General features: G+C 65.5%; 1 protein-coding gene. It reads right to left on the bottom strand.

From position 1 onward, the window contains the following. Positions 1 to 194, bottom strand: a 194-nt coding sequence (locus G3I71_RS50045) for a class I tRNA ligase family protein (RefSeq protein WP_164325642.1), incomplete at its 3' end; no start/stop codon positions are given. Positions 195 to 380: the final 186 nt, after the last annotated feature.

Genomic DNA, 380 nt, shown 5'->3' with positions numbered 1-380 from the left:
CCCAGGTGGAGGGAGCCGGTGACGTTCGGCGGCGGGATGACGATGGTGTACGGGGGCTTCTCGCTGTGCTCGTCAGCCTCGAAATAGCCCCGTTCTACCCAGCGCTCGTACAGCTTCCCCTCTACGTCGGCCGGCACGTACTGGGTCGGCAGTTCGGGGGTGGCTGCTTGCTGATGCTGAGTGTTGTCGGTCACGAGGCACAGTTTACGGGCGTCACCACCTGGTCCCGAAACCGGATTCTTCGGTAACGGAGCCGCCCCGGTTTCCCCATGACGCGGTCATGTCCGTCAGGATGAGCCCAACGCATGCACGACGGAGGGGAACCACGCCCATGAGCTACAACCAGCCCGGCCCGTACGGAGGCCAGCCCCAGCAGCCCG

The sequence above is a fragment of the Streptomyces sp. SID12501 genome (assembly GCF_010550245.1).
Lineage (GTDB): Bacteria > Actinomycetota > Actinomycetes > Streptomycetales > Streptomycetaceae > Streptomyces.
This window is presented reverse-complemented; position numbering and strand designations above follow the sequence as displayed.